The organism is Coralloluteibacterium stylophorae (genome assembly GCF_018122625.2).
Taxonomy (GTDB): domain Bacteria; phylum Pseudomonadota; class Gammaproteobacteria; order Xanthomonadales; family Xanthomonadaceae; genus Coralloluteibacterium; species Coralloluteibacterium stylophorae.
Genome location: NZ_JAGQFT020000004.1, coordinates 1 through 26,726, shown reverse-complemented (window position 1 = coordinate 26,726; position 26,726 = coordinate 1). Strand labels below are relative to the sequence as shown.

General features: G+C 68.0%; 19 protein-coding genes. 8 read left to right on the top strand and 11 right to left on the bottom strand.

Annotation, left to right across the window (positions count from 1 at the left end; translation table 11 throughout):
- Positions 1-16: 16 nt before the first annotated feature.
- Positions 17-736 carry an alpha/beta fold hydrolase gene (locus KB893_RS06820; protein ID WP_338026888.1) on the bottom strand — a complete coding sequence of 240 codons (720 nt, stop codon included), beginning with the start codon at positions 734-736 and terminating at the stop codon, positions 17-19.
- 289 nt (positions 737-1,025) lie between these two features.
- Between KB893_RS06820 and KB893_RS18690 the strand changes: the two genes are divergently transcribed.
- Together KB893_RS18690 and KB893_RS06810 are read left to right on the top strand one after the other, a co-directional pair.
- The gene (locus KB893_RS18690; RefSeq protein WP_211924967.1) at positions 1,026-1,622 is read left to right on the top strand and encodes a CGNR zinc finger domain-containing protein; all 597 of its coding nucleotides are present in this window, start codon (positions 1,026-1,028) and stop codon (positions 1,620-1,622) included.
- 962 nt (positions 1,623-2,584) lie between these two features.
- Positions 2,585-4,450 carry a pre-peptidase C-terminal domain-containing protein gene (locus KB893_RS06810; RefSeq protein WP_211926429.1) on the top strand — a complete coding sequence of 622 codons (1,866 nt, stop codon included), beginning with the start codon at positions 2,585-2,587 and terminating at the stop codon, positions 4,448-4,450.
- Positions 4,451-5,832: 1,382 nt separating this feature from the next.
- Here KB893_RS06810 and KB893_RS06805 read toward each other — a convergent pair.
- Positions 5,833-6,177 carry a helix-turn-helix domain-containing protein gene (locus KB893_RS06805; RefSeq protein WP_211926430.1) on the bottom strand — a complete coding sequence of 115 codons (345 nt, stop codon included), beginning with the start codon at positions 6,175-6,177 and terminating at the stop codon, positions 5,833-5,835.
- Positions 6,178-6,500: 323 nt separating this feature from the next.
- On the opposite strand from KB893_RS06805, the gene KB893_RS06800 reads away from it, so the two are divergent.
- From KB893_RS06800 to KB893_RS06785, 4 genes are all read left to right on the top strand, one after another.
- The gene (locus KB893_RS06800) at positions 6,501-7,130 is read left to right on the top strand and encodes a GntR family transcriptional regulator (protein WP_211926431.1); all 630 of its coding nucleotides are present in this window, start codon (positions 6,501-6,503) and stop codon (positions 7,128-7,130) included.
- A 163-nt stretch (positions 7,131-7,293) separates the two neighbouring features.
- Positions 7,294-7,434, top strand: coding sequence for a benenodin family lasso peptide (locus KB893_RS06795; RefSeq protein ID WP_211926432.1), 141 nt, complete (start codon positions 7,294-7,296; stop codon positions 7,432-7,434).
- Positions 7,435-7,486: 52 nt separating this feature from the next.
- Positions 7,487-8,179 carry a lasso peptide biosynthesis B2 protein gene (locus KB893_RS06790; protein ID WP_211926433.1) on the top strand — a complete coding sequence of 231 codons (693 nt, stop codon included), beginning with the start codon at positions 7,487-7,489 and terminating at the stop codon, positions 8,177-8,179.
- Entirely contained in the window at positions 8,179-9,918 is a 1,740-nt protein-coding gene (locus KB893_RS06785) for an asparagine synthase-related protein (protein WP_211926434.1), read from the top strand. Before KB893_RS06790 ends, KB893_RS06785 begins: the two co-directional genes overlap by 1 nt.
- On the opposite strand, the gene KB893_RS06780 is transcribed toward KB893_RS06785, so the two are convergent.
- Positions 9,915-11,996, bottom strand: a complete 2,082-nt coding sequence (locus tag KB893_RS06780) for an Atxe2 family lasso peptide isopeptidase (protein ID WP_211926435.1) — start codon at positions 11,994-11,996, stop codon at positions 9,915-9,917. The genes KB893_RS06785 and KB893_RS06780 overlap by 4 nt on opposite strands.
- Positions 11,997-12,042: 46 nt before the next feature.
- Positions 12,043-14,301 (bottom strand): TonB-dependent receptor plug domain-containing protein, encoded by a 2,259-nt coding sequence (locus tag KB893_RS06775; protein ID WP_338026885.1) that lies wholly within the window; start codon positions 14,299-14,301, stop codon positions 12,043-12,045.
- Between the two features lie 431 nt (positions 14,302-14,732).
- Between KB893_RS06775 and KB893_RS06770 the strand changes: the two genes are divergently transcribed.
- A complete protein-coding gene (locus tag KB893_RS06770; protein WP_211926436.1) occupies positions 14,733-15,053 on the top strand; it encodes a helix-turn-helix domain-containing protein in 321 nt (106 codons plus the stop codon).
- Positions 15,054-15,100: 47 nt separating this feature from the next.
- Here the strand turns inward: KB893_RS06770 and KB893_RS06765 are convergent, their stop codons facing one another.
- The 6 genes from KB893_RS06765 to KB893_RS06740 all read right to left on the bottom strand — a co-directional run bounded on the left by KB893_RS06765 (position 15,101) and on the right by KB893_RS06740 (position 24,343).
- A complete protein-coding gene (locus KB893_RS06765; RefSeq protein WP_211926437.1) occupies positions 15,101-16,108 on the bottom strand; it encodes a hypothetical protein in 1,008 nt (335 codons plus the stop codon).
- Positions 16,105-16,740, bottom strand: coding sequence for a hypothetical protein (locus KB893_RS06760; protein ID WP_211926438.1), 636 nt, complete (start codon positions 16,738-16,740; stop codon positions 16,105-16,107). The genes KB893_RS06765 and KB893_RS06760 overlap by 4 nt, the downstream gene beginning before the upstream one ends.
- Before the next feature lie 364 nt (positions 16,741-17,104).
- Positions 17,105-19,156 (bottom strand): AIPR family protein, encoded by a 2,052-nt coding sequence (locus KB893_RS06755; protein ID WP_211926439.1) that lies wholly within the window; start codon positions 19,154-19,156, stop codon positions 17,105-17,107.
- Positions 19,157-19,164: 8 nt separating this feature from the next.
- Entirely contained in the window at positions 19,165-20,130 is a 966-nt protein-coding gene (locus KB893_RS06750; protein ID WP_213173584.1) for a PD-(D/E)XK motif protein, read from the bottom strand.
- A complete protein-coding gene (locus tag KB893_RS06745; RefSeq protein WP_211927704.1) occupies positions 20,123-22,831 on the bottom strand; it encodes a Z1 domain-containing protein in 2,709 nt (902 codons plus the stop codon). Before KB893_RS06745 ends, KB893_RS06750 begins: the two co-directional genes overlap by 8 nt.
- A gap of 9 nt (positions 22,832-22,840) precedes the next feature.
- Positions 22,841-24,343 carry an ATP-binding protein gene (locus KB893_RS06740; protein ID WP_211927705.1) on the bottom strand — a complete coding sequence of 501 codons (1,503 nt, stop codon included), beginning with the start codon at positions 24,341-24,343 and terminating at the stop codon, positions 22,841-22,843.
- Positions 24,344-24,569: 226 nt separating this feature from the next.
- Here KB893_RS06740 and KB893_RS06735 point away from each other — a divergent pair, with 226 nt between their 5' ends.
- The gene (locus KB893_RS06735) at positions 24,570-26,057 is read left to right on the top strand and encodes a DNA cytosine methyltransferase (RefSeq protein WP_211927706.1); all 1,488 of its coding nucleotides are present in this window, start codon (positions 24,570-24,572) and stop codon (positions 26,055-26,057) included.
- Here KB893_RS06735 and KB893_RS06730 read toward each other — a convergent pair whose 3' ends face one another.
- On the bottom strand, positions 26,058-26,504 hold the full coding sequence (locus KB893_RS06730) for a very short patch repair endonuclease (protein ID WP_211927707.1): 447 nt from the start codon (positions 26,502-26,504) through the stop codon (positions 26,058-26,060). It abuts the gene before it with no gap.
- Positions 26,505-26,726 lie beyond the last annotated feature (222 nt).

Here is a 26,726-nt window from a genome sequence, read left to right as displayed (position 1 = left end):
CGATGCGCGTACGGCGTCACCGCGTCGTGGCGGGGGCGCCGAGGTGACGGTCGAGGAACGCGCCGATCACAGGGACGATCTCGTCTCCGTGCGTCTCCAGCGCGAAGTGGCCGGTGTCGTAGAAGCGGATGTCGGCGTCCGGGATGTCGCGCCTCCAGGCCTCGGCGCCCGCCGGCAGGAAGAACGGGTCGTTCCGGCCCCACACCGCCAGCAGCGGCGGCCGGTGCGTGCGGAAGTAGGCCTGGAACTCGGGGTACTTCGCGACGTTGGTGGCGTAGTCCAGCAGCAGGTCGAGCTGGATCTCGGCATTGCCCGGCCGCGCGACCTGCGCGCCCTCCAGCGTGTAGCCGTCGGGTGCGACCAGGCTGGTGTCGGGCACGCCTTCCAGGTACTGCCAGCGGATCGACCCCGGGGTGGGGAAGTCGCGCAGCGCGTCGCGGTGCTCCCGCGTCGGGCTGTGCCAGTAGGTCCTGATCGGATCCCAGCCTGCGCCGAGGCCCTCCTCGTAGGCGTTCCCGTTCTGCGACACGATCGCGGTTATCCGCGCGGGCTGCGCCGCGGCCAGGCGCCAGCCGACCGGCGCGCCGTAGTCGTGCACCACCAGCGCGAAACGCTCGATGCGCAGCCGGGCCAGGAAGCGGTCGATCGTCCGCGCCAGGTTGTCGAAGGTGTAGGCGTAGGCCTCGCGACCCGGCGCCTCGGTGAACCCGAACGCCGGCAGGTCCGGCGCGACCACGTGGTAGCGTCGGCGAGCGCCGCGATGAGGTCGCGGTACATGTACGACGATGCCGCGAAGCCGTGCAGCAGCAGGACGGTCGGCGCGGCCGGGTCGCCGGCCTCGCGGTAGAAGATCCGCACGTCGTCGACCTGCGCGTGCCGATGGCGGACGCGCGCGGTGGGCGTGGCGACGGTGGGCGTGCTCCCGGTTTCCATGGCGCTCTCCTGCGTAACCAGTAAGTTGACTGATTGCAGGTTATGGATGCGCAGCGTAACCTGTCAAACGATAACTTCGAGGTTATTCAGCAGTGGGCGACGTATCCGCTGGCGAGCCGTACTTCATCGCCGGCCACCTCGGGCTCGACTTCCTCAACACGGCGTACGGCGTCGGTGGCGAAGCCCGCGACTGCCTCGTCGACGACCGCAGCGTGCTCGCTTGGCTCGAGCGGGCAGGCGAGCTGCCGGCCCGCACCACCGCGGCGCCCCGCGGCATCGCACGCCTGGCGCGGTCGCTGCGGAGCGAGGCGCGCGACCTGCTGGCCGCCGTTCGCGCGGGTTCGCCCGCCGAGGCCGACGTCCTCAACCAGGTGCTGCAGGCCGGCCAGCCGGTCTCGAGGATGGAATGGGATGCCGCATCCGCGCGGTACGCGCGCGTCGAGGTGCGGCGTGCGGCCACTGCCGCCAGCCTGCTGTACCCCATCGCCGCATCCATCGCGGACCTGCTCGCCGAGGCCGACCTCCAGCACGTGCGCGCCTGCGAGGCGCACGACTGCACGCTGCTCTTCCAGGACACCACCAGGTCGCATCGCCGACGCTGGTGCAGCATGGCGGCCTGCGGCAACCGCATGAAGGCCGCGGCCTTCCGCGCCCGGAGCAGGGACGGGAGCGGTCGTCCGGGCGGGTAGCGAGAAAGCGCGACGGTTCGCTCCTGCCTTCGGCCCCTTCCCCCCTTGCGGGGGGAAGGCTGGGATGGGGGGGGGGCGCGCAGCGCGCCGACCGTACCCGGAAGAAAAGAGCACGCGGCTATCGCCGCGCCCCCTCACCCCAACCCTCTCCCGCAAGGGGAGAGGGGGGTCGCGACGCTTCTGCTTTGGCCCCTTCCCCCCTTGCGGGGGAAGGTTGGGATGGGGGGAGCGCGTAGCGCGCCGACCGCATCCGGCAAGAAAACAGCACGCGGCTGCCGCCGCGCCCCCCTCTCCCCAACCCTCTCCCGCGAGGGGGGAGGGAGTTGTCTGCGCTTCGCTCCCGGCCCCTTCCCCCCTTGCGGGGGAAGGTTGGGATGGGGGGAGGCGCTCAGCGCGCCGACCGTACCCGGAAGAAAAGAGCACGCGGCTATCGCCGCGCCCCCTCACCCCAACCCTCTCCCGCAAGGGGAGAGGGGGCAGGTCGCGCTGTGCTGGAGGCCGTCACCTTCCGGCCTTCTGCTTCGGCCCCTTCCCCCCTTGCGGGGGAAGGCTGGGATGGGGGGGCGGCGCGAAGCGCACCGAGCCGCGCACGCAACAGCACGCGGCTGCCGCCGCGCCTCCCCACCCCAACCCTCTCCCGCGAGGGGAGAGGGGGCGGTCGCGATGTGCTGGAGGCGCGTCACCTTCCGGCCTTCTGCTTTGGCCCCTTCCCCCCTTGCGGGGGAAGGTTGGGATGGGGGGCGGCGCGAAGCGCACTCGACTTCGCACGAGCAAACAACAGCACCCAGCTGGCGCCGCCCCCTGCCTGCGAGCGAGCCGGTGCCTTGCTTGCATCTGCGTGTCACGCCGCACCGTGCCTGCGGCGCACGCTGACAAGCCGGTCGCTCCCGGTCCCGCGTCCGCTCATAGGATCGGGCGCGGCTCGCCGCCGTCCATGCCCCCCTTCATTCCCAGGACACCCGATGCGCACTTCCCGTCTCTGCGCCGCGATCGCGCTCGGCCTCGTGGCCGGCACCCTGCACGCCGCCTCGCTGCACCCGATCGAGGTCGGCAATGGCTACGTCACCGGGCTCACCAAGAAGGGGCGCATCGCCTCGGTGACCCAGCCCACCGGCAGCGGCAACGCGCCTTCCTTCCGCTGGGACGCGGAGCGCGGCCTGCAGCCCATGGACGGCTTCGGCGACGCCACCGCCGGCAACTGGGCGCAGCCGATCGCCGGCTCCGTGGTCGATGCCGAGGGCTTCCAGGTCGCCGCCCTGCACTACAGCAACAGCGAGCTGGTCGGCGGCCCGGTGGTGATCGGCGCCTATCCCGGCAGCCAGCCGCTCGACGGCCTGCGCAGCCTGGCCTACGGCGTCTCCGCCAACGGCGTCGCGGTCGGCCTGGCCTTCGACGAGACCGGCAACGCGATCGCCTTCCGCTGGACCGCCGAAGAAGGCATGGAGCGGCTGGCGGTCAACCGCCCGGATGCCTACTCGCGCGCCAACGCGGTCAGCGGCGACGGCCGCGTCATCGTCGGCTGGAACGACCAGGACGACGGCTACCGCAGCGGCGTGGTCTGGATCGACGGCGTGCCGCTCGACCTCACCACCGCCGACGGGCAGCCGGTCGGCGAGGCGCAGGCGGTCAACCACGACGGCAGCGTGGTGGTGGGCGGCGGCTATCCCGGCCCGGACGGCGGCGAGGCTTGGCGCTGGACCGCCGAAACCGGCGTGCAGCCGCTCGGCATGATCCCGGTGGCCGGCTGGCTCGACAGCGCCACCGCCTTCGGCGTCAGCGACGACGGCGACGTGGTCGCCGGCGCGACCGGCTTCGGCTTCGACCGCGAGGCCTTCGTGTGGACGCCCGACGACGGCATGCAGCTGATCTCGCAGTACGCCGCGCAGGAAGGTCTGCCGCTGCCCGCGGACACGCGGCTGGCGATCGCGGTGGTCTCCGCCGACGGCAGGACCTTCGGCGGCAACGGCGTGATCGAGGGCGTCAACCAGGCGTACGTGCTGGACCTCAACGACGACACCCCGCGCGACGTCTTCTTCGAGGCGCAGGGCACGGTGGCCTACAACGACCTCGCCACCGGCCCCTTCGCCGGCGCGACGGTGGGCGCGCCGGTGCGCCTGACGTTCACGCTCTCGCCGAGCGGGACGACCATCGAGCCGGCCCAGGCCTCGGCCTATCCGATCCGCATGGACACGGCCGGGTTCATCGTCGGCGACGCGGTCGAGACGCTGCCGTCGGCCCCGCCCGCCGAGGTCGTCATCGCCAACGACTATCCGAAGTCCGACGGCATCCATCTCTTCGCCACGCCGACCGCGTCGGGCCAGACGCTGGAGTTCGAGGCTTTCAATCCCGGCGGCGACCTGTTCGACTCCGACGACGTCGACCGCATCGACCGCACGTTCGGGCCGGAGCACTTCGAGGCGGTGGACTGGAACGTGCTGGACGGCGACGGGGTGCTGTCGGTCCAGCTCGTCTCCGTCTCCCTGTTCGACGACAGCGCCGAGCCGCTGCCGGGCATCCCGCTCGAGAACGGCGCCCTGGTGCGGGAACTCGGCGGCGCCGCGGGCACCACGCTGCTCTACCGGATCGAGGTGCCCGAGGGCGCCCGCAACCTGCGCTTCCTGACCGCCGCCGGCAGCGGCGACGTCACCCTGTACGCGCGGCTCGACGCACCGGCGGATGCGGTCGAATACGACCTCGTCTCGGGCCGGCGCCCCGGCAACAACGAGACGATCAGGATCACCAACCCCGCCGCCGGCGTCTGGTACGTGGCCGTCGTCGGCGAAACCCCCTTCGCCCGCACCACGCTGCGCGCCAGCTACACGCCCTGAGCCTCGACGCGCCGTCGTAAGCATCTGCTCCTGGCCCCAAGAGAAGAGCACGCGGCTGTCGCCGCGCCCCCTCACCCCAACCCTCTCCCGCAAGGGGAGAGGGGGCGGTCGCGATGTGCTGGAGGCGCGCACCTTCCGGCCTTCTGCTTTGGCCCCTTCCCCCCTTGCGGGGGAAGGCTGGGATGGGGGGAGCGCGCAGCGCACCGACCGCACCCGGCAAGAAAACAGCACGCGGCTGTCGCCGCGCCCCCTCACCCCAACCCTCTCCCGCAAGGGGAGAGGGAGTTCGCGACGCTTCTGCTTTGGCCCCTTTCCCCCTTGCGGGGGAAGGCTGGGATGGGGGGAGGCGCGAAGCGCGCCGACCGCCCCGGCAGGAAACGAGCACGCGGCTGTCGCCGCGCCCCCTCACCCCGACCCTCTCCCGCGAGGGGAGAGGGAGTTCGCGACGCTTCTGCTTCTGGCTCCTTCCCCCCTCTGCGGGGGAAGGTTGGGATGGGGGGAGCGCGCAGCGCGCCGGCCGTGCCCAGAAGAAAACAGCACGCGGCTGTCGCCGCGCCCCCTCACCCCAACCCTCTCCCGCGAGGGGAGAGGGGGCAGGTCGCGCTGTGCTGGAGGCGCGTCACCTTCCGGCCTTCTGCTTTGGCCCCTTCCCCCCTTGCGGGGGAGGGTTGGGATGGGGGGAGGCGCGAAGCGCGCCGACCTCACCCGGACAACGAAAGAGCACGCGGCTGTCGCCGCGCCCCCTCACCCCAACCCTCTCCCGCAGGCGGGAGAGGGGGCCGGTCGCGCTGTGCTGGAGGCCGTCACCTTCCGGCCTTCTGCTTTGGCCGCTTCCCCCCTTGCGGCGGAAGGCTGGGATGGGGGGAGCGCGCAGCGCGCCAACCGCATCCGGCAAGAAAACAGCACGCGGCTGTCGCCGCGCCCCCTCACCCCAACCCTCTCCCGCAAGGGGAGAGGGGGCGGTCGCGATGTGCTGGAGGCGCGTCACCTTCCGGCCTTCTGCTTTGGCCCCTTCCCCCCTTGCGGGGGAAGGTTGGGATGGGGGGAGGCGCGCAGCGCGCCGACCGTACCCGGAAGAAAACAGCACGCGGCTGTCGCCGCGCCCCCTCACCCCGACCCTCTCCCGCAAGGGGAGAGGGAGTTCGCGACGCTTCTGCTTCTGGCCCCTTCCCCCCTTGCGGGGGAAGGCTGGGATGGGGGGAGCGCGTAGCGCGCCGACCGCAGCCGGAAGAGAAGAGCACGCGGCTGTCGCCGCGCCCCCTCACCCCAACCCTCTCCCGCAAGGGGAGAGGGGGCAGGTCGCGCTGTGCTGGAGGCGCGCCACCGGGGAGAGGGGGGCTGGCTGGTCGCCGCGTCCCCCGCGAGGTAGGCAGGGCGCTGCGCTAGCGTCGCCTCGCGAACGCCAGGATCAGCTTCGCCAGGTCGTCGTCCTCGGCGTAGAAATAGGCCAGCGGACAGCCCAGCACCGCAGCCAGTTTCTGCATCGTCTGCAGGTCCGGCTGGTGCGCGCCCTTCTCGTAGCGATTGATGCGGGTGCTCGCCACGGCCTCGGGCAGCCCGGCATCGGAGCCCAGGTGGCGCTGCGAGAGTCCGCGCGCGAGGCGCGCCTCGCGCAGCCTGCGGCTGTAGACCGGCACCGCCCCGCGCGTGGGTGGTGCCCAATCGCGACGCTCCCGCGTCGGGCGCAGCGGGCGGGCGGGGACGGGGTAGTGCTCCTGCTCTGTCATGGCGACTCCTTCCTGGATCTGCATGAACGGCGATGTCCGGATCAACGCCCGGCCGTTGCTACGTTAAACGTAGCAAACCGAGCCTGCAACAGCGGCGCCCGGTAGGCCATGCGCAGACGCCCAGGGCGCGTCGCGGACCGTGCCTCCACCCCAGGTGCAGGAAGGAGCGGTGGACGGCCCCCAACGCACGGCAGCCGTCCGGGCCTCGCGGCGGTCCCGCCGCCGGCCCGCATCCCGCCCTCACATCCGTCCCGTCCCATCGCCGCCGCCGCTTTGTAACATTCCGGTCAAACACGATCCGGATGCAGAAACGGAGTTCTGCGATGGCGGCGAACCACTCCAAGAGCGTGCTGGTCTATCGCCAGCTGCGGCGGGCCCTGCAGGCGGGGCGCTACGTGCCGGGCGAGCGGGTCGATCCGGCGGCGCTGGCCGCGGAGTTCCACATCAGCCCGACGCCGGTGCGCTTCGCGCTGTACCGCCTGGTGGGCGAGGGGTTGCTCGTCGACCGTGCGCGCGAGGGCCTCTACGTCCCGCTGCTCACCGAGCTCGCCATGCACGACCTCTACGACTGGATGCAGCGCCTGTTGCTGATGGCGCTCGATATCGGCACGCCGGCGCCGCGGCGCACCGCCGTCGAGCTCCGCCCTCGATCGGCCAGCGACGACCTGGTCAAGCTGACCTGGAAGCTCTTCGACACCATCGCCGGTGCCACGGGCCACCGATCCCTGCACCGCGCCGTCCGCCAGGCCAACGACCGGCTGGCGCCGATCCGCCGTGCCAAGCAGGGCCTGCTCGAGAGCACCTTCGACGAACTCGCGCAGCTGCACATTCGCTGGCAGCAGCGCGACATCCCCGCGCTGGCAGCGGAGCTGCGCGGCTACCACGAGCGCCGCAAGCGCCTGGTGCCGGAGATCGTGGCGCTGCTCAACGAGCGCAGCGAACGCTTCCACTGAAACGCCGCCTTTCCCCGCCACGCCACTCATGCGCGCGGGCGCGCGTCACGGTCCCAATCAATCATCCGACTACAGACGAATAATCACTGGAGAATCAGAAACCTGCGCGCCTAGCGTGTGTGCGTCATGGATCGGCCATGACGCAACCGTAAGGAGAACTGGGATGAACGCGAACGACAACGCACGGGAGCAGGTGCCGCAGGACGTGATCGAGCTCGGTGTCGCCAGCATCGAGACCAAGGGAATGGCGGGGATCACCGAGAACTTCGGTGTCCTCCCGCTCGAGGGCATCTCCGAAGCATGACCGACCGGGGCGCGCCGCAAGGCGCGCCCCATCCGTTCGGAGGCGCACCCACATGACCCGGCTGGGCCTGCATCACGACCTCTCGTTCTGTCGCGCCGACGGGCGCCTGATCTTTCTGGACATCCGGAACGACCGCTACTTCCGCCTGGCGGACGATCTGCAGACCGCCTTCCTCGAACACATGGATGGACGCCAGGCGCCGGACGGCCAGCTTCGCCGGCTGGTCCAGCAGAACATCCTCGTGGAGGGCCCTGACCGCCCCGGTCATCCCACCGAGGTGTCAGTGACGCGACCGACCCGCAGCGCCATCGAAGGCCCGGGCGCCGAGAGCGGGCAGCGCAGGAGCACGTCCGACCCGGTCGCCGTGCTCGACACCTTCGCGGCCGTCTGCTCGACGCAACTGCAGCTCAGGACACGTCCGCTGCAGGGCATCCTCGCCCGGCTCGTCTCGCTGCGGATCCGACGCGCAGCGCACGCAATCACCTCGGACGCCGACGCATCGCGCGCCCTCGATGCCGCCGCCACATTCCGCGCAGCGCGGCCCTTCGTCCCGGTGCAGACGTGCTGCCTCGTCGACTCGATCGCGATGGTCCGCTTCCTGGCGAAGCGGGGCATCCATGCCGACCTCGTCTTCGGCGTCGCCGGCCAGCCGTTCGCGGCGCACTGCTGGGTGCAGCACCGCGACATCGTCCTCAACGACAGCGTCGGGCACGTGTCGGCACATACGCCGATACGCGTGGTCTGATGGCCGGCGCCTACCTCGCCGTCCTCGGCCGCCCTGGCGACGAGCTCGCCGCGCGCGCCGCAGACGTCACCCGAAGGCTCGAATCCGCCGGCATGCGCGAGCACCACGCCGGTGCCTGCGTCTCGCTCCTCGGCTCGGCCGACCTCAGGAGGTGGCGGCTGCCCGGCGGCGCGGTGCTCATCGGCGACCTGTTCACGCGCGACGGGCAGGTCGCCGATCCCGTCGCTGCCCTCCGATGCGCAGTGCCCGCAGACGTCCGCCGCCGCATCCTGCGCGACTTCTGGGGCTCGTATCTCCTGATCCAGCCCGAGGCCGATGCGCTCATCGTCACCCTTTCGCCGACGGCTACCGGGCACATCCCCTGCGTCTACGCCATCGCCGACGGCTGCGGCTTCCTCACCTCCGACATTTCCCTGGCCGCTCGCGCGGGCCTCCACGAACGGCGGGTCGACTGGGACTCCATCGCGCACCGCCTGGCCTATCCGGGCATCAAGACGCAGCGCACCGGGCTGCGCGACGTGCTCGAACTGCTGCCCGGCACCTCGCTGCGGGTCGAGCCGTCGCGCGTCTCGGTCGATCAAGCGTGGTCGCCGTGGGCGTTCGTCGCACCCGCAGTCCGCCACACCGATCCCCATGAGGCGGCCTGCGACGTGCGCCGCGCAGTCGCGGCCACAGTGGGTGCGTGGGCCAGCATGGACGGCACCGTCCTGCTGGAGCTGTCCGGCGGCCTCGACTCCTCCATCGTCGCGGCCTGCCTCGCCGACAGCCCCGCCCGCGTCGTCTGCGTGAACCTGGTCACGCCGGTCCCCGGCGTGGACGAACGGCACTACGCCCAGCTGATGGCCGATGCCCTCGGCGTGCCGCTGCACACCGAAACGCTGCCCTTCGAGCGCGCACGACTTGAGTTCGTGCCTGCGCCCGAATCCGTGTCGCCGGGAATGGGCCCGCTCCAGCACGCCATCGACGGGATCATGGAGGAGGCGGCGGAGCGCCACGGCGCGACGAGCTTCTACTCCGGCGGTGGCGGCGACTCGGTGTTCTGCTACCTGCGCACCGCGGCGCCGGCCGCGGACGCGTTCGCGGCGCAGGGGCCCGGGGCGGGCCTTGCCGCGGTGCGCGACCTGGCCGCGCTGCACCAGTGCACGTTCTGGAAGGCCGGCCGGCTGACGCTGTCGAAGCTGCGCCGAGCGCCGAGCTCGCCGACGCATCGCGCCGCCGCCTTCCTCGCACCGGCTGCGGCCGACATCGCACCGCTCGAGCATCCGTGGTCGGCCGCACCCGACGGCGCGCTGCCCGGCGACCGCGAGCGCATCGTCGACCTCGCCGGCAACCAGCTGTTCCAGGGCCAGGCCGCACGCGGCGCCAGGCGGCCGTTCCGCTTCCCGCTGCTCTCGCAGCCGGCCATGGAAGCCTGCCTGCGCACGCCGAGCTGGATGTGGATCGCCGGCGGACGCAACCGCGCCGTCGCCCGCGATGCCTTCGCCGACAGGCTGCCGGCCGACGTCCTGCACCGCCAGAGCAAGGCGACGTACATGAGCTACCTCGGCGTCGTGTACCAGCAGAACAGACGCACGATGCGGGACTTCCTGCTCTCCGGCCGCCTCGCGGGACAGGGCCTCCTCGACACGCGCGCGATCGCGCAGTTCCTCGCCGCGGACGACCTGCCGGCGCGGGACCAGACGTTCCTGCGCCTGTTCGAGCTGTGCATGGTCGAGAACTGGGTGCGCCACCAGCCCTAGCGCGCGGCGAGGTCCTCGCCCAGGCGCTCGCGCATCGCCCGCCACTGCGCGTACTGCGCTGCCTTGGCCGGTGCCGCGTCCTCCTCGCCCAGCAGCCAGAAGCGGAACCAGTCCAGGTTCCTCTCGTACACCGCCAGCTTGTGCCGGGGCTGGAACTTGTTGTGCGGCGCATGCGGGAACACGTAGATGTCCGCGCGTCCGTCGCGCATCAGCGGGATCATGTAGTCCAGCCCGTGCATGGTCTCCTGCTCGGCCAGCTGCATCAGGACCGGCGCGCGGATGCGGTCGAGGTTCGCCGTCGGCGAGATCCGCTGCCAGTCGGCGGGCGTCTCCTCCGGCGCGCCGAGCTGCCAGTTGCTCCGCAGGATCGAGAGGAACTCCTCGCCGATGTTGCTGCCCAGCAGGTAGTACATCGGCGAGGTCGTCGGCGATGCCAGCGAGGCCGCGGCGAGCAGGTCGGAGTGGATCAGCGTCCACATGGTCACCTCGCTGCCGAAGCTGAGCCCGCCCATGCCGACGCGGGTGCGGTCGATCCTGTCTTCGGCGGCCAGCAGGTCGACCGCGCTCTCGACCGCCGACAGGCCCACGCCGTAGCGCTCCGCGGCGTCGGCCGAGAAGGACGGCGCGTTGATGCACAGCGTCGCAATGCCGTGCTCCGCCAGCACGGCGAGCGGCCATTCGTCGCCGGCGCCGCCGCGCACGAAACCCATGCACCGGTAGTAGGTGACGAACAGCGGCGGCGGCCTGCCGTCGATGCGGCGCGCGGGATAAAGCTGGCCGGAGAAGACCTGGCCGTCCGCATCCGACCACCGGAGCAGTTCCGCGTCGAGCGCGCCAAGGTCGCGCGCCAGCACCTCGTTCGGATCGAACAGCACCTGCCGCGCGCCCGTGGCGAGGTCGATCCGCTCCAGCCGCGGCGGGCGGTTCGCCTCGGCGGTGACGCAGGCGAGCGCCGCCGCCGACACGCCGCAGGTTCCCGGGCCCCAGCGGCCCTCGCCGGCGAACATGCCGTTGCTGGCTGCCACCGGATGCACGGCGCCGCTCGCCACGTCCCAGCGATGGATCGACTGCGCAAAGCCCGCCGTGTACCGCGTGACGGTGAACAGCACCTCCTCGCTGCCGGGCCGCCACTGGATGCCGCTGATCTCCGCGCCCGTGCAGGCCGCCGCCCGGCACATCACCACGTCGCGCGCGCCCGGCCCGCGCGCGACGCCCAGCTCGACCCGCCGCTGCGCCGTGCGTTCGCCGCTGCGGGTGAGGAAGGCAACGCGGTCGCCGCCCGGCTCGTCCGCGGTTTGCCAGAGATCGGGAAGGTCCTGCAGCACGGCCGGCAGCGATGGCGCCGCCGGCGCATCGGCGGGCACGGCGTCGCGCGTGCCCGCATCCAGCCCGACGGCCTTCCACTGCGTCGCCGTCGCCGCGGTCAGCGGCACCCGGTTGAAGACCTGGCCCAGGCGTTGCGTGGCCAGGCGCCCCTCGGTGAGGCCGGAGCGGAACAGGCCCTGGCCCAGCGGCGCGGCCCGGTCGATGCGGATGCCGCGGTCGTACTCCGCCTCTTCCGCGTCGCGCACCGCCTCGCGCGGCAGGCCGACGCGGTAGGTGAGCCGCGTGCCGGCCGCATCCAGCGCGAACTCCTCCACGTCCGCCGCATCGTCGGTGACCGGCTCTGCCACGGCGCCGTCGGCGGAGACGCGCCACACCGCGACCCGGCCGTCGAGCCGCGCCCGATAGAAGACCCAGCGGCTGTCAGGTGACCACGCCATCTCCGCCGGCACCGGGATGCCGGCCGAATCGCGCAGCGGCACGCCGCCGTCGGCCACCCGGCGCGGCGGCGCCGTCCCGTCCATCCGCTGCACGTACCAGACCGTGTCGTCCGTATTGCGCTCGATCGACGCCTGGGACACGCGATACGCCACCAGTCTCCCGTCCGGAGACACCACCGGGCTGCCGAAGTCGGCGATCTCCACCAGCTGCCGGGACGACACCGCGCCCGCCTGCCCGGGCGGCACGAGCAGCCAGGGCCACGCGCCCAGCACCAGGGCCCACTTCCACGCCTTGCGACCACCGACCTCGACCATGCTTCCGCTCCTGTCCGATTCGAACCCCGACGACTGCGCGCAGGCGTCACCAGCGCTTGGAGACGGAGACGGCAGCGAAGCGGCCGATGGCCGAGTAGTTCGTGGAGTCGTAGGGCGCGAAGGTCGGCGAGGCCACCGCATACAGCGGCGGCGCGCGGTCGAGGAGGTTCTGGACGGTGAGCTCCAGCGCCACGTCGGAGAGCGCACCGGCGTGCATGCCGGTGTCGTAGCGGAGCGTGGCATCGAAGGTGGTGAACGAGGCCCCGTCCTCGCCGTCCACCGGATTGCGCACGCCGCTGCGGTAGTTGCCGAACAGCGAGCCGGTGAAGCCGCTGCGGTTCCACACCGCGCCGACGCGCGCGTTGAGGTCGGCCGGATAGAACAGCTCGCCCGCCATGTCGAGCTCCGGCTGGCCCGACGAGACCTGGCGCGTGCTGTCGAGCCAGGTGAGCGCACCGCGCAGCGTCAGCGCGCCCTCGGCCAGGTCGAACCGGTAGCGGCCGGAGACGTCCGCGCCGCGCACGCGCTGCCGCGCGCTGTTGACGTAGAGGTTGGGCACCACCACTGCGATCGTCGCCGCATCCAGCGGCTGGCCCGTCGCGTTGGTGAAGCGGAAGGTCCGCAGCAGGGCATCCAGCTCCTCCGCGCTGGGCCCGGGCTCGAGGAACTCCGCGAAGGCCGGGTTCGACAGCGCCTGCGCGGGGACGAGCGGCTGCACCACCCGGTCGCTGTAGTCGACATCGAACCAGGTGACCTCCGACTCGAAGCCGGGCAGGGCGGCCGGATGGAAGGCCAGCGAGGCGCTCCAGGTGCGCGCCCGCTCCGGGTCGAGGTCCGGGTTGCCGCCGACGAGGTAGAGCGCCGTCGCCCCGGGCGGATAGGCCGTGCCGCCCAGCGCGATCGCGGGGAACAGGATCGCGTCGCGCTGCAGGTACTGCTGGGAGAGCGTGGGCACCTTGAACGAGCGGCCCCACGAGGCCTTGACCGTGACGTCGCGGCTGGGCCCCCAGACCACGCCGAGCTTGGGCGTGGTGACGTCGCCGAAGCGGTCGTAGTCCTCGCTGCGGACGGCGCCGGTGAGCGCCAGCCGGTACGCGCCGGCGACGCCCTGGTCCGGCGCGACCAGGGGCACCTCGACCTCGGCATAGGCGAAGCGGCTGCGCACGTCGCCGCTGGCCTGGGTGTAGCCGCTGTCGGGGTAGCGGGTCTCGAAGTCGTTGTAGCGATAGCCCACCCCGGCGGCCAGCCGCGCGTCGCCGCCCGGCGCCCTGGCCACGGGCCCTTCCACGCCCAGCTCGTGGCTGCGGCTGGTGTTGCGGTACTCGGTGCGCGTCACCGTCGTGGTGCCGGCCGCGGGCGTCACCACGGCATTGGCACCGTCAGTGCGCTCGCGGCCAAAGGTGCTGCCCAGCTCCAGCGTCCAGCCGCCCGGCAGGTAGAGCTCGACGCTGGGCGACAGCAGCGAGGCGCTCGTCTCCGGCGTGCTGCGCTCGTAGTTGGTGGCGTAGGCCATCTCGGTGAGGATCGAGCGCTCCGATCCCAGTGCGTCGAGCCGCAGCTCGCCCACGTCGCCCAGCTCCTGCCAGCCACTGAGCACGCCGCTGCGAAGGTCGCCCTCCTGGTAGAGCGTGGTCGGTGCGTACATGCCGTCCGTGTAGTCGCGCTGGTCGGCGCGGATCGGGTCGTTGCTGCTCTTCTTCCAGGTGGCGATCAGGCCGCCGCTCTGCCAGGCCGCGCCGCCGGTGGCGGTGGCCTCGCGGGTGGCGAGCCCGCCGTCGGTGGCCGCGCCGTAGCGCGCGCCCAACGCCACGCCGTCGAAATCGCGCCGCAGGATCACGTTGCCCACGCCGCCCACCGCATCGGAGCCGTAGATGGCCGAGGCGCCGTCGGCGACGATCTCGATCCGCTCCACCGCCTCCACCGGGATGGCGCTGATGTCCACCATCTGCACGAAGCCGCCGTAGGACATGCGGCGCCCGTTGAGCAGGGTGAGCGTCGCGTCCTGCCCCAGCCCGCGCAGGTTGAGGCCGGCGCCGCCGGTGATGTTCTGGTTGCCCTGGCCGCCGCCGGTCGCGCCCGGCGCGATGCCGGGCCCCTGCCCGCCGGAGAAGTTCTGCGGAAGGCTGCGCACCACCTCGCCCAGGTCGGCGAAGTCCTCCTGCTCGATCCGCGCCGCATCGATGGTGACCACCGGCGAGGGCACCGTGCCGCCGCGGATGCGGGTGCCGGTGACTTCGATGGTGTCGAGGTGGACGGGGTTCGACTCCGGCGTGGTCGAGCCATCGGGCGGAAGGGTGTCGTCCACGTCGCTGTCCCTCGCCGCCTGAGCGGCAGCACCGCCCGAAGCGAGCAGCAACGCGAGCGCCACGGCCAGGGCAGTACGTGCGGGAGGCCTCGCGCCGCCCCTTCCGTTGCTCCTGTCGGTCTTCGAGAAGCCCTCTTCGTGGATCCCACCAATGCGCCCGGCGCAGCCGGGCATAACAACAGCCTTGTCGTTCAGCATGTAATGCCTCCGATCAAACGGCCGGCGCGTCCCGGCCGGCCAGTGGCGGATGTCACCAACGAGCCTTGCGGGGTCGATTGCCCGGGCTGGGTGGCGCAACCGAGTTAGAGAACGCGGGATGGAAGGCGCGACCGTTGATGCTCCCCAAGCGCCTGTGTTACTTATACAGTAACAGACGAAACGGGCGCAAGGCGGCATGCTGACGGGCAACCTCCTATTCGTGCGGCAAGGAATTGGAAGACGCCCGCCTCATCTTCGCGAACCGTCTGCGTGCTGCCCGAAAGGCGGCCGACCTGACACAGGAAGCGCTGGGCGTCGCGGCCGGGATCGTCGCTGACGTGGCCCGCACGCGGATCAACCGCTACGAGCGGGGCGTCAACGAGTGCGACCTGCGTACGGCGAAGAAGCTCGCGGACGCGCTGGGCATGCCGCTGGCAGCGCTGTACGCAGAGACGGACGAGATTGCGGAAGCGATCGTCGCCATCGCGCGGCTCCCCCTCACGGAGCAGCGGAAGCTAGTGAAACAGCTGAAGGCGCGGGTCAAGAAGGACTAGGCCCGGTAGCTCCGCCGTGGGAGGCGTGCGGGGAGCCGGACCGCCAGCTAAGCCACTTGGCGCGCAGCATCCGCCGCTTCGAGCAGAGACGATCGGTGCTCACGGAAATAGGCGATGAGCCGGGAAGCAGCTTCGAAGCCGGCAGTGATTGCGTCTTTGCAGCACTCCCACCCCTCGGTGATCACGAACTCGGGCACCGTGATTCGGATCGAGGCGCTTTTGCCGGTCTGGTGCAGCGTCATGTCGTCGGGTAGCGGACTGCTGAGTAGCTCGTGCATCCGGTGTGCGGTCGTGCTGCTGAAAGCGAGGTCGACGAAGCCCCAGCCGCCCTTGTAGGCCACCTCGACCCTCCGCGGCATGGTCGGGAAATCGTGCGGTCGAAATGACACCCAGGTCTGGCCCTTGGTGAAGCTCTTCTTCCGCATCTCGAGGATGGGGTAGTGCCGTGACGCGAGGTCGTAGGCCGACATCCAGAAGGCGTCGGTCTCCTCGTCGACCTGCTTCTGCCACTGGCTCTTCGGCTTCGCGAGTGCCTCGCGCAGGAAGCTTGCGCGGTAGCGGGCACGGGGCGAAGTGCCGTCGGACTCGATGGCGGTCGCCAGCTCCTCGTAGGTCACGCGTACCCGGAACGCCGCGATCGCTTCTGGCGAACACACTTCGATGTACGAGCTCGGGGCGCACAGGACGAAGTCGGCGCCGTCGATGTAGCCGCTGCCCGCCATCCGCGCCGCCCGCGCCACATATCGATCTGCCTGGCTCGGCTGCAGGAGAGCACCGATCTTGTCTTCGATGAAGATCGCGAAGCGGGAACCGTCTGGCCGCTGGTAGTACACGATGAGATCGGACTCGCCCTCAGCCGTGGCCTTGGACACGTCCACATCGACGACCTGCGCCGTCGACTCCGCAGCGAAGCGCGTGCGGGAGCGGAACCACGAGGCGAAGTCTGGATTGACCAGGAACTCCTCTGCCAGAAGCAGGTCGATGTCGCGCTCGAACTTTCTAGTAATGGCCATGTTGCGGAAGAGGCTTTGATTGATCGATAGCGGCTGCTTCAATTGATACGGGCGAGCGGGGGGCTACTTGCAGCCTCGCCGAGCCGATCTTCCGCCAGCTTCAGGACGAAGGCCAAGCGGGCGAGCTTGGGCTTGGCTAGTGAGAAAACTACAACGCCCACGCCAGCGCCGACTGCCATCGATGCTGCGATATGTTGCAAGCTCAGGCTGCCCAAGGAGGTCTGCTCAGAGAAGATCGGGAAGGCCTTGGGAAGAAGGCCCAGGACAGACACGATGGCCGCAACTGCGGTCGCGCGCTGCGCGATGTTGCCGATCTGATACTCGATCCTCGCGCGGCACTCCCGGAGTTTCTGTGCTGGGATAGACGCCAATTTACCGATGAACTGGTCATCTTCTTTGGCCTGTGCTTCGATACGCTCAGATATGGTCTCGATCGGCCTCATCAGATGGCGGCGATCTAAATGAAGAAGCTGAACAACCTCGACAGCGAGCCAAGACAGGGATAACAGAAGGATCCCTATGTAGCATATGGTCGCGGGCGTACGCAGGCTCTCTTTATCGATCATGCCAAGCAACGCCAGCAGCACCATAAGCGCCACAAGTCCGGCTGCGACTACGGCAGCTCGGATCAGCCAGTCGCCCACGCGGGAGTAAATGATTCTGGCGCGGTGCATGGCGTCAGGTATCTTAAGAGCATCGAGAGCTCTAATCATCCCTGCTACAGGCGGAAGTTGCGTCCACTTGCCGGGTTCGACGTTGGATTGTGAGCTCAAGATTTTCCTCATCTCACCAAGCGATTGACGTCGGGGTAACGCGAACCTCGGACGACGGGGTTGAGCTTTTCGTCCCGGCGAGTGCTGCTCACCCAGCGATTACTTTTTCAGCAGTGAAATTTGCAGGTGCCTCAATCGCGTCGTCTTCGATTGGAATGCACGAGCATAGTGGCCAATTTGCCTTAGACGCCATGAAGCTCAGCTGCGGAAAGCCCTTGGCTGAAGGCTGGTGCACGAGCTGCCAAGTCCTCAAGAGCTCCCTCGGTCAGACGAAGCCCTCCTGCGTGGCGTGCTTCATCGCCTCTTCCAGCTTGAGAAGCCGGAAGCCCTTCGGAGCGAAACTGGACGCGACTGCGGCCCACTCGACAATCTCCGCCTCGCCAGCTGTCAATCGCGTTTCCAGCCGGTTCCAGTCGTGAAGTCGCTTCCAAGTGCCGTCCCGCCATAGCTGTTGTGCGCGGTCCTTCCACGCTACAGGGCGACGGCGTGTGCCCGCGGCGGCAGGCATGGTTGTAGCCAGGAAGTCTTGGGTCAGTTCAAGGTCGCTGCCCTCGACGCGAAGCCAGCAGGCCTCCTTCTTGACCCACTCGGTCACAAGACGATTTCGAACCTGCTCCTCGGGGATGTCCATGAGCAGGGGCAGGACAAGCCGGGCAACGCGCATGGCCTCTTCCATGAAAGCTGCGGGTGCTCGCTGCGTACGCCAGATTTCGTCGTAATCCGGCTGCAGACCGGCGGACTGCAGCCGCGAGCTCATCAATGCAAGCGTGTAGCTGGATAGGGGGCGCACGATGGAGCCGGGGTACCAGCTCTGCGCAGGTATCGCGCCGTCCACAGCACGCGTGATGATGGCCCGCCCGACCAACCTCCGGAAGTAGGTGACGTCAAACATGGCCGGATCGATTCCCCACGCCTGGGTGATCAGCTTTCCGAATGCGGCGACGTTCTTCTGGGCTCCGGAGCTGACGATGTGGGGCAGCCCCTCGAAGGTGGTGTCGTAGCGGGCGACATCGGTCTTGGTGAGGAGCTGCTTCTTCGGGTTGACCAGCTGCCATGTCTTGGCTGCCAGCCCAACCTTGCGCTTGAGCTCTACCTTGTAGCTGCCTGTCGTGCGCTCGAAGTACCAGAAGCCCCCGACTTCCCCCGGCCTCGCAGGAGGCGCGATGGTCTGTCGGGAGATCGCCTCGAGCCGCTTGAAGTAGGGATGCCCTGCGAAGAGATCCGAAGCGGAGACGGCATTCTGGGCGTTCGCGAATCGCGCGATGTCGTGGACCGCGTCTTCGAAACCCTCCTCGGGAAGGCGGGACAGCTTCATCTGCACGTACACCTGGGAGAGGTCGACCCCGGCCTTCTTTGCCCAATACAGGGACGCCGTGGTCTGACCGCCATTGACGATCTGCAGTCCCTTCGCCCTGATGATCTCGGTGTGCCCGAACTCGTGGATGTTCGTGTTCAGGTCGGAAACCGTCACGGTGAGACCGTTGTTGAAGGCGAAGAACATCTCGGGCTGCGAGCGCAGTGTGTCCCGGATCCCCTTGTTGACCTTCCGGTTGTCGCCAAGGAACGCACGAACGTTCTGCTCAAGAATGCGGCCGCCGAACCGGTCATACAGACTGGCGAGGATGCTGCCGGGCATGACGCACATGTAGGAGTCGTACCTTGCGGCGCCGTCGAGCCCGGCAGGGAGTGCAGGGATGCCGCATCCGTACTCGCCCAGGAAATTGATGATGATGTCCTCGCGGCCCTTGGTGGATGCCTCGACGCGCGCAAGACGGGCGACGTCCCACAGATGAAGCTCCACGTCCTTCGTGCCCAGGGAGAACTCCGGCATCCTGCCAAGTGTCGCCCCCGCCAGGCGATCGGAAATGACGTATATGCAGGCCTTCGTCATCTCGTCCGAGGACGCGATCGAGAAGACTTCGCGGGAAAGCGCATGCACAGGATGGCTCTCGTCCCAGAGGTCTGCTATGGCGTCATGTACGCTTCCCTCCAGAAAGCGGAAGCCACCTTGGGCGACGCGGCGGACTTCGTCGGTGGCCAAAGGCCGCGGTGCCGCTTCGCCCGAGAAGTCGCAGACGATCAGGTTCAGGACGCCGTCGTTGGGCGAGAAGCTGTAGGCGTCGATCTGGATGTGGCCGCCTCGCCGGCTGGTGGTATGGCCGCGACACACGTGGTACTCGACGAACTCTTCGCCTGCCTCGAGCACCTGACAGACCCGGTCGATGAACCGCGTGCTCAGGTAGTCGCCGCCCGCCTGGGCGTCCGCCTGTATCTCGCTGAGCAGAGCGTCCCGGTACTGCGCAATCTCCTCATCCATGATGTTGACTACGCTCCCTGCTGCGGAAGAACGGTGTTGAGCGGGCACTCGAACGGATCAAGTGCAGTGAGATCCAGCGTGTACTGCGCGGCGTGGATGCGACGGTCGGTGCGGGATCTCGTCAGGCGCGGGAAGGTGCCGTCAACCCGGAACAACCGCGCGCCGGAGGTGGTGTATCTATCCACATCGTAGGCGTCCTTCTCGACGTGTCCTCGACGGAGGAGCGCCAGTGCAGCGGCGTCGCGCGTGTCCGGGCCATATTCCTCCGCGACATCGAGAACGCGCTGCGCGATCTCGTTCAGGGAGAAGGCCGAGGGGTTGCTGCCTGGTGCCAGTTCCACCACAAGGAGATGAAGCGGCAGTGCGCTCTCTTCCAGCTGCTCAAGCGAGGAGATGCGGGCATGCGGTCTTGAGCCGGCCAGTCGGGTCTTGACCTCGACGACGCCACCGCCCGTGGCGAAATCCTGCGGATGGTCGTCGGGTGCAACCCACGATTGCAGGGCAGCTGCCATGCCTATCGCGTCCGAGAGGCGAAGCAGCACCCAGAGTTCGCCGATCAGGCCGCGGACTTCCTGAGGCCCCATCTCCTCGGGCGCGCGCCGGTTGAGGAGCGAATGCCAGTGCTCGATCCGGCGAAAAGCGAGCGACGTCGCTCCGCGAGGTGTTGCGTCTTTCGACGAGTAGGAGATGACGTCCCTGCAAAGGGCTACGAAGACTTCCTGTTCCGCCCGGGATTGCAGATAGAGCCCTGCTTCCGCCGGCTGCTCGCCGGGAGCGCTGACCGCGATCGCGAGCCCTCGAGGGCGCGGAAGCGCAGACGGAACCGCACCTCGGTCGATGCCGCGCAGCAGAAGTCCGGGCGAGCCATCCGGGCTGCGGACCCAGTAGATCGAGAGGGCATGCTGTCCGCCGACCCGGTTCCCGATGATCTGCTGCGGCGTGGGACCTAGTCCCGCCCAGGGATCGTCACGCATTGGCCGCTGCGTCCTCATCGTCCTCTTCATCTTCCCTCGTACCGTAGAGCTCCCGATACGCGATGAGATTGGCGGTATAGAGCACCAGCTTTTCCTTCTCTCCGGCTGAAAGTCCCGGGAAACTCAGGCCGTAGGCTGCATGGACGTTACCAGGTGCACCCTTGTCATCTTTCGTCCTAAGGAGATGGAGCATCAGAAGAGGGCGGCTCCGCTGCTCCCGGAACAGATGATCCGGAATGTTCTTCTTTGACTCGCCGTGCGCGGCGCGTGCTGCGTGGATCTCCTCTTCCGACAGGCCGATCTTCTCCACACCGCGGGATGCAACGCGGCGCTTCGTCCCGGATACGAGCAGGGCGTTCTCGAAGCGTCCACTGGGCCTTACCTCGACAACCCGCTCCTGTAGCCCGACTGCCAGCCCGTGGACATCCATGACGTCACCGGTCTCGGCCTTGGCGCGTGAGCTGGACACGAGCACCACATCCCACTGCCCAAGGCCGCGATCACGGATGTAGTTGCTCAGAGGCGTCGGCTGCATCTCAAGCTGACCTGGATGTGTCCCGAACGAGGCGATGAGGTCGAGTACGTTATCGGCGCTTACATTCCGGAACAGGTGATTCGTAAGGATGGCGGTGGGCTCGACCGCTTCCGGTGGCCCGTGCTCACCGAGCATCCGCTCAACAAGATGCTCAAGAGCGCCGATGTTCCGAACCCGTGCCGCTTCCGAAGCGATGAGTACGGACGTCTCGACAAGCTTCCCGGCGAGCCCCACCTCGCGAACGATCTGCTCCGTGTTCCGCATCTTGTCGCGGGCGGTGACCATCAGTGCCCCTGGATGGCTCCGCACGGCCAGCCCGAAGTCCATCGGAGTAAGCCCGCTCAATTCCATCCTTCGTATCTCGTCGCGAAGCTCTTCGGTTGCTTCGGCAATGAATCCGTACCAGTCGCTTGCGTCGGGATGCAGAAAGAGACGGCAGAGATCCTTGAAGCCATCCCGATATCCGAACCAGCGCCCCATCTGAAGGAGCGTGTCGTACATCTGCGTGTTCCGGAGGAAGTAGCTGACCGTCAGCCCCTCCAGGGTGAAGCCGCGTGAGAGCGAGTTGCCGCCCACTGCGATGACATTGAGGCCCGTGTCGGCATGGGCTCGGTAGTCGAGCTTACCCGAGCCTCTCGAAGCATTTATCTCAACGACCGACATGCTGGCTGCAGCGCGGTGCAGCTCGCGCTGGATGTCGACCCATTGTTCCTTGCCGCCGGCGTAGTGTTTCTGCCATGTGTCGTAGAGCGACCGCAGGAAGGGATCGCGCAGGGCCGCCTCCGTCTGCATCGCGTGTCGGTTCTGGATCGCGGCCTGCATCCCGACGAGGTGCTGGGATATCTCTCGCGCAACATCGCCCTGCACGCGCGTGAAGCGGGAGACATTGACCAGCATGGAGTGATGCCGGTTGCCCTGTCCCCGCAGGATCCGGATCGCCTTGGAGACGACAAAGCAGTCGATGGCTTCAATGAGGCTTGGGTGCAGGCCGTCCACGCGCCAGTCGATCTTGTGCTTGACGGGCAACCACTTCTCGGTGTCCGTCAGGTCAACCGTAAGCTGTTCCGCATCATCTGAGAGAAAGAACTCGTGCGCGCCGACGTAGTTCGAAGGTGCATCCAGACCGACGATGAAGTCCCGCGGGAAGAGGTCCTTCCCCTGGTCTGTGTTCTCCGTTTCCGGATCGATGAAGATGTTGGCAAAGGGGGTGGCGGTGTAGCCGATGTAGGCGTTTCGGGTCGAGAGACTCAGAAGCGCACGGATCAGCCGGTTGATGGTGCGGGGTGCTTCGGGGTCCTTGGAGGTGTCGACGGACGCATTGTCGGCCTCGTCGTCGATCACGAGCATCGGAAGCGTAAGTCCCCCCTGCGACGCGCTCGTGCCACGGATCCAGTCGATCAGGTTGTTGAGGATCGATGGGTTCTTCTTGATGACGAGGATGACCGGTTCGGCGCTGTTCTGAAGCGGGTTGCCGAGGCTCTCCGCCTTTGCACGGCTGAAATCGTGGGCGCGACTCGTGTAGGCGGTGGCGGTGAAGCCGGGATTGATAAGGCCGACGCCGACACGATCCACATTGGCCTGACGGCTCAGGATCTGGTCGCTGTCACGGCCCACGAAGCCTTGATCGACACGCTCCTGCGTCTGGGAGCGCAGGTTGTTGTGCACACCTGCGATCAGGATGACCACACGGTATCCGGCATCCGCGGCCTTGTTGATGACGCCGAGGTAGTTCGCCGTCTTGCCGCTCTGGACGTGGCCGACGACCAGCCCGCGGCGCGACCACTTGCCCTCTGTCGTCGGATCGCCGGCAAGATCGACGATGGTGTCGGTAACGTCGGCGACGGTGTTGATGACACGTTCGGCCATGCCGCCCGCGATGAGGAAGTGGCGGTAGCGCTGCCAGTAGCGGAACTTGATTTCGTGCGCGCGGCCGCGCAGCCATGGTCGATGCCCGCTCGCTTGGATGGTGTGCGCGGGCCCCAGCATGACCTCGAACTCACGTTCGAGTTGCTGAGCTGCTTCGGCGATGTCGTCTTCCGCTGGCGCAGGATCCATGAAGGGAAGTGCGGCGAGAGTTCGCACCACCTCGAGGATCTCGGCTGGAGTCTGGGCGGCGCGTCCCACCATGGCCGTGCGAGCAAGACCCAGCAGTTGCTGATGCGTCATCAACAGTCCTCAGTTTTCGATGTGGCGCAGGCCGGCGAGTACGGCGCGTGCGGATGGTTGGCCCGCGAAGACGGGAGTGGCGAGGATGGCCTCCGCAATGGACGACGGCAGTGTGTCCTTGCCAGGCGCCATCGCTTCGACGAATGCGGCGAGGAGCTTCTGGAGTTCGTCATGGGCCATCGCGCTCTGACGCAGCGCCTGCGGCGTGCCGGCGACATCCGAGAAGAGTGATTCGAGCGGAAGCGTGGACTCGATTGCGAGCAGCACGGCGTCGACACTCGTCTGCGCTCCTGCGGCCTTCTGCAGTGCCTCGATCATCGGATGATCGCGGCGCACCTCGTAGCGCAGCGTGCCACGCTCCTCGACACGCTCCCAGAGGGGAAGCCCCGACGCCGCTGCCTGCCTGGTGCCGCGGTAGGTATAGGGCCGGCGCGCGGTCTCGGTCATCCTCTCGACCAGTGGCCGTAGCTTTGCCCTTACGGCAGCAGGCGGTCGGACGCGTGACTTCCTGACGTCGACGCTCCATTCGGCGTCGAGTGAAGTCGGCACGTCCACGCGCACGCGCAGCAGCTTGGTAAGCTCCGCCCGTCGTGCGAGCCCTAGCCAGGTGCCGCCGGCGATCAGCCGTCTCGCGCGATAGACATACAGCCCCTGCGTTTCCACAAGGCTGGATCCAAGTTCCAGCGCCTGCAGCTGCGCGGTCTTCAGCCGCTGGTGGTGCGGGAGGGTGAACGCCTGGACGACGATGTCGCCTTGGTCCATGCGAACCACTTCCACTGCATGCGCGTCAGAGCGCGGAGTCATCAGGCGGGCGAAGGGGTCAAGGGCTTCCACCTGCGCGCCATTGATCGTCATGGTGACCGCCCGGCTGCCTTCTCCCGGCTCCGGTGCGATGAAGCGGTGGAAGGTCAGGGCGAGATGGGGTCGCGCCAGACCGAACATCTGGTTCAGCGCGGCGTAGAGCTGGTCGTCCTGATCTCCCAGCGCGTCGAGGCGGTCCAGTTTCTGCCACAGCACGAGTGTCCCGCAGGCGCCGATCCGGTCCACGAGTGGCAGCTTGCCGATTTCCCCATCGTCCAGGACCCGCAGGATCCAGTCGTCCTTCTCGACGACCAGGTCAAGATCCCAGCACCGTGCTGCGAGGCGACCTCCGGAACGGGATACGACAGTCACCCGTCGGCACTGTGAGAACGAGGCCGTCTTCATGCCGAGGCCAAACCGGCCAAGGTCTCCCGCCTCACGTGTCTCCCGGGGGCTTCTGCTGCCGTGCTGCATGGCAGCCGTGAGGGCGTCGGTCGTCATCCCCCGCCCGTTGTCGAGCACGGCCAGGTACGGTCCGGCATCGGCGTGGACATCGTTTGCGATCTCTATCCGTGTGGCTCCGGCGGAGATGCTGTTGTCGACGATGTCGGCCAGCGCGCTCTCGAACGAGTAGCCGATATCGCGCATTGACTCCAGCAGACGCGCTGCGCTCGGCCGCAACGTCAGCTGCCCCTGTACTTCTTCCGTCATCCCTTCCCCCTGCCGCAGTCATCCGCGGTCCACGTCCTGAGATCTCGAAGCGTGGATCCAGCGTGGCTGCGCTGCTCGTCGGCCACCATGCCCACGGTGCCCCATGATCCGTAGTTCTGTCGCGGCCCGTGAGACGACGACCTTTGACAGTGGGCTCACCGCCTGCGATCCTGGCGCCCCTCGACGCTGTGTACAACCCGTGAAGCCCGATCACCCGATTCCTGTTGTGGACATCTTCGCGGGAGCGGGAGGGCTGGGAGAAGGCTTCGAGGCTTACCGGGGTGGTGGGCGCTTCCACGTTGCGCTCTCGGCCGAGATGGACCGGCACGCAGTGCAGACGCTGCGTACGCGCGCGTTTTTCCGGAGCTTTCCCTCCGGCGAGGCGCCGGCCAGCTACTACGACTACGTGCAAGGCGCGCGCGCCGCCCCTTGGTGCGGAAAAACCGAGCACCTGTGGAAGGCGGCTGATCAGCGCGTATGTCAGGTTGAACTGGGGCGGCCGGATCACGACCGCTACCTCGACCAGCGCATCGAGCATGTGGCGCGGCAAGCTGCACGCCAGGGGCAGCCGTGGGTGCTTGTCGGGGGGCCGCCATGTCAGGCGTTCTCATTGGTGGGGCGGGCCCGCAACCGCGGTATTGCTGGATACCTGCCTGAAACCGATGGCCGACACTTCCTGTACCAGCATTACCTGCACATCCTCGCAAGGCACAGGCCAGCAGCCTTCGTCCTCGAGAATGTGAAAGGCATCCTGTCCTCCCGAGTGGGAGGGGCACACATCTTCCGGGAAATCTTTGAGCAGCTGGAGCGGCCGGGCGGCGCGGATGGACCGCGCTACCGCATCGAGCCTATCGTCCAGCGGCCAAACCACGCGTGGCAGCCAAGCGACTTCATCGTCCGCAGCGAGCTGCTGGGGATGCCGCAGAAGCGTCACCGTGTGATCCTGCTTGGCGTTCTTGAGGATGTCGGCAAATCCCTGGTACCTCTCGAGGAGGGGCTGCCTGATGTTGCGCTGCGCGATGTGGTTGCTGCTCTGCCGAAGGTCAGAAGCTCCCTGACCGGTGACATCATTTCCTCCTGGAGAGACTTTTCCGTTCGCAGTCTCGATGAATGCGTCAGCATCGCCGAAAAGGTAGACAGCGGCACGGCCGCATGTCTGCGCGAATCGGCCGCAGCAGCTTGGACCGGCGGCGAGCTGACAACGGGCGCTCGCTGGCTCCCCTGTGCGAAGGCGACCAACCTCCCGGCCCATCTCCGACAGTTAATGGAAGACCCGCGGATGGATGGGATCCTCCAGCACGAGACGCGGGCGCATATGGCGAGTGACCTCCTGCGCTATGCTTACGTGTCTGCCTTCGCGGCGGCGCACGACCGCTCCCCTAGAGGCGCCCTAGAGTTCCCGGAAAGGCTGTACCCGAACCACAAGAACTGGTCCGCGAGCAACCATTTCATTGACCGCTTCAAGGCGCAGAGGTGGAACGCGCCCTCGTCCACGATCACCAGTCATCTGGCGAAGGACGGACACTACTTCATCCATCCGGATCCATCGCAGATGCGCAGCCTCACAGTCCGTGAGGCCGCGCGGCTACAGACCTTCCCCGACAACTTCTTCTTCGAAGGGCCTGGAGGCGCTCAACGCAGGCAGGTGGGCAATGCGGTGCCGCCTTGGCTCGGGCATCAGATCGCCGGCATCGTGCACAGGCTTCTGAACTGACTATTTCAGCTCACGGATCTCGATGTAGCTCCGATCTGATCTGATGAACCCTGCCAGCTCAGCAAGGGTCTGTTCTGGGGCTTGGCGCAGCGCGCATTCCCACACGACTGCAATCCGCCATTTGAGCGCGTGCAGCGCTTGTATGGCCATCTCGTCGCGTCTCGCGTTGGCCGCGATCTTCTCGGTCCAGAACTCGGTCCGCGTCTTGGGGATGCGGAAATAGCCGCAGCCCTTGTGTCCGTGCCAGAAGCACCCGTGGGCGAACACCGCAACCCGCCACCGTGGCAGCACCAAGTCAGGCCTGCCTGGCAACGCACGAGCATGCAGTCGGAAGCGGAAGCCTGCAGCATGCAATCCGGATCTGATCAGGAGCTCGGGCTTCGTGTTGGAGCCTCGAATTCCTGACATCATTCGAGATCGCGTTTCGGGGTTAATCTTTTCGGGCATTTGTTTCCGAGCTGCTCATTCTCTCGGATTCGAGGCGTTCATTAAAAGATGATCTGATTGCAGGTGTGTGGTTCGGAATCTGATCTGATTCCGGCTGACCTGCCCCCACTGAGCCGTACCAGCCGAAGCTAGGTAGAGTCCGTCATCCAAGAGGACGGACATGCGCAAGAGTCGCTTCACCACCGAACAGATCATCGGCTTCATCAAGCAGGCGGAAGCCGG